Annotated in this window: 2 protein-coding genes and 1 tRNA gene; all 3 read right to left on the bottom strand. The window is 69.2% G+C overall.

From position 1 onward, the window contains the following. A partial coding sequence (xylB, locus tag B0W88_RS31115; protein WP_077038339.1) for a xylulokinase occupies positions 1-1,247 on the bottom strand: 1,247 nt, incomplete at its 3' end. A 2-nt stretch (positions 1,248-1,249) separates the two neighbouring features. Next, complete coding sequence (locus B0W88_RS31110) at positions 1,250-2,305, bottom strand: LacI family DNA-binding transcriptional regulator (protein WP_077038338.1); 1,056 nt, start codon at positions 2,303-2,305, stop codon at positions 1,250-1,252. Between the two features lie 93 nt (positions 2,306-2,398). Next, positions 2,399-2,485, bottom strand: a tRNA-Leu gene (locus tag B0W88_RS31105). Positions 2,486-2,608: the final 123 nt, after the last annotated feature.

Here is a 2,608-nt window from a genome sequence, read left to right as displayed (position 1 = left end):
CCCAGCACGTCGGCCATCAGCTGGCACCACAGCGGCGAGCGGGCGCCGCCGCCGATGATGTCGGCCTCGGTGAGCGTGGTGCCGGCCGCGGCCAGCGCCTGTTGCGCGTCCCGCATCGTGTAGGCCACGCCTTCGAGGATGGCCAGCGTCATGCCGGCGCGGCTCGTGTCGCCGGCCAGGCCGGCGAAGCCGCCCCGTACATTCGCGTCGTTATGCGGCGTGCGCTCGCCGTTCAGGTAGGGGCCGAAGAAGGGGGCGACGGTCGTGTCTTCGTCGATCTCGGCCAGCAGGCTCGCCTCGGGCCGGCCGCAGATGCCGGCCCACCAGGCCAGGCTGGCCGCCGCCGAAAGGGTCACGCCCATCTGGTGCCAGGTATCGGGCAGCGCATGGCAGAAGGCATGGACGGCCAGTTGCGGCGCCGGGGCGAACGCGGCCGTCGTGGCCCACAGCACGCCCGAGGTGCCCAGCGAGACGAAGGCATCGCCGGGCCGCGTGGCGCCCAGGCCGACGGCGCCGGCCGCGTTGTCGCCCCCGCCACCGGCGATCAGCGGCGGCGTCTTGAAGCCCCAGCGCCAGGCCAGGCCCTCGCTGAGACGGCCCGCCACCGCATTGCCCTCGACCAGGCCGGGCATCTGGCGGCGGTTCATGCCGGTAGCGGCCAGCGCCTCGTCGGACCAGTCACGCTTGCCGACGTCCAGCCACAGCGTGCCGGACGCATCGGACATGTCCTCGATGAACTCGCCGCTCAGGCGCCAGCGCACATAGGCCTTGGGCAGCAGCACCTTGTCCGTGCGGGCGAAGAGCTGGGGCTCATGCTCGCGCACCCACATCAGCTTGGGCGCGGTGAAGCCGGGCATGGCCAGGTTGCCGGTGACCTGCTGCAGGCGCGGCCAGGACCTCGTCAGCTGCTCGCACTGCGGGGCGCTGCGACCGTCGTTCCACAGGATGCAGGGGCGCAAGACCTGACCCTCTTCGTCCAGCAGCGTCGCGCCGTGCATCTGGCCGGAGAGGCCGATGGCCACGGCCTCGGCGAGCTGCGCGCCATGGCGCTCGCGCAGCTCGTCCATGCATTCGCAGACGGCCTTCCACCAGTCTTCCGGCGCCTGCTCGCTGAAGCCCCGCTGCGGCCGGCTGACCTGCAGCGCCCGGCTGGCCTGGGCGAGCACCCGGTCGTCGGCATCGACCAGCGCCACCTTGACGCTGGAGGTGCCGATGTCGATCCCGATCGTGCTGTTCGTCGTCATCATCGTCAAGGCAGGTTCTCCTTCACATACACGCCGATGCGGATGCGTTCCTGGTCCGCAAGCAGCGTCTCGCGGTTCAGCCGCGCCTGCGCCAGCCGGAAGGCCGAACGCATCTCATGGCCGGCGTCCTGGTAGATCACCGCATCGGCGACGCCGTCGAGCAGCGCACGGCGCGCATGCGGGGTCAGCTCATGGCAGATCCAGACGATCTGCTGTGCGCGGCCACTGGCCTCCAGCGCTGCGGCGATGCCGCGATTGCCGGCGCCGATGCTGTAGATGCCGGCCAGTTGCGGCTCCTGCTGCAGCAGTTCCCGGATCAGTTGCTCGGTGCGGACGGGGTCGTCATGCCCTTGGAGCGCGGGCAGCACGGTGAGATGCGCATGTTCGCCGGCCATCACCTGCTGGAAGCCGAACAGGCGCTCGGCATGGTCGCGCAGCCCATGGCTGCCCATCAAAACGCCGATACGGCCGGCAGCGGCATTGCGGCCGACGAAGCGGCCCAGCAGCGTGGCAGCGGTGCGTCCGGCGGCGACGTTGTCGATGCCGACGTAGTGGGCGCGGCGCGAGGCCGGCACGTCGGAGACCAGCGTGACGACGGTCATGCCCGCATCGCAGAGATCGTCGATGGCGGCGCGCACGCGGGGATGGTCCAGGCCCATCACGATGACCGCCTCGTGCTGGCCGCGCAGCGAGGCGAGGTGGCGGGCCAGGACATCGGGCGAGAACACGTCCACCCAGTCGATGCGTGCGGTCAGACGTAGTTCGTGCAACCAGGCGCCGAGCTGGGACACCTGCTCCACCAGCATCGCGACGAAGCTGTTCGTACCGGCCGGCAGCACCACCGCCACCGAGCGAGATTTGCCGCGCGCCAGGCGCGAAGCCGCGGGATCGGCACGGTAGCCGAGCTTCTGCACGGCCGCATGCACCTGCGCCACCGTGCTGGCGCGCACGCCGGCGCGGCCGTTCAGCACCCGATCCACCGTCGCCAGGCTGACGCCCGCGGCTTCGGCGACGTCGCTGAGTTGCGCACGTCGGCTGCTGATACTTGTCTCCTCATTCATGAGGCCGCAGTGTAGAGATGAGAAATGAGGTACGCAACTCATTTGCCATCAAAAAAAAATGACTCCAGCAAGCGGAGTCATTCATCGCATCGATGGTGCCCGGGACCGGAATCGAACCGGTACGACCGCGAGGCCGGCAGATTTTAAGTCTGCTGTGTCTACCAATTTCACCACCCGGGCGCCGGGCGCATTATGCGGCGCGGCGGCAAGCAAAGAAAAAGGGAAGCCGCGAGGCTTCCCTTTTGAAGTTTGGAGCGGGTAACGAGGCTCGAACTCGTGACCTCGACCTTGGCAAGGTCGCGC

The sequence above is a fragment of the Pelomonas sp. KK5 genome, from assembly GCF_001984095.1.
GTDB lineage: Bacteria > Pseudomonadota > Gammaproteobacteria > Burkholderiales > Burkholderiaceae_C > KK5.
Note: the sequence above shows the minus strand (reverse complement) of the source record. Positions and strands in the feature narration are given on the sequence as shown.

Bases quoted from the DNA above. Each gene is read 5' to 3' on its own strand.
- B0W88_RS31110 (WP_077038338.1), bottom strand. From the start codon at position 2,305: ATGAATGAGGAGACAAGTATCAGCAGCCGACGTGCGCAACTCAGCGAC.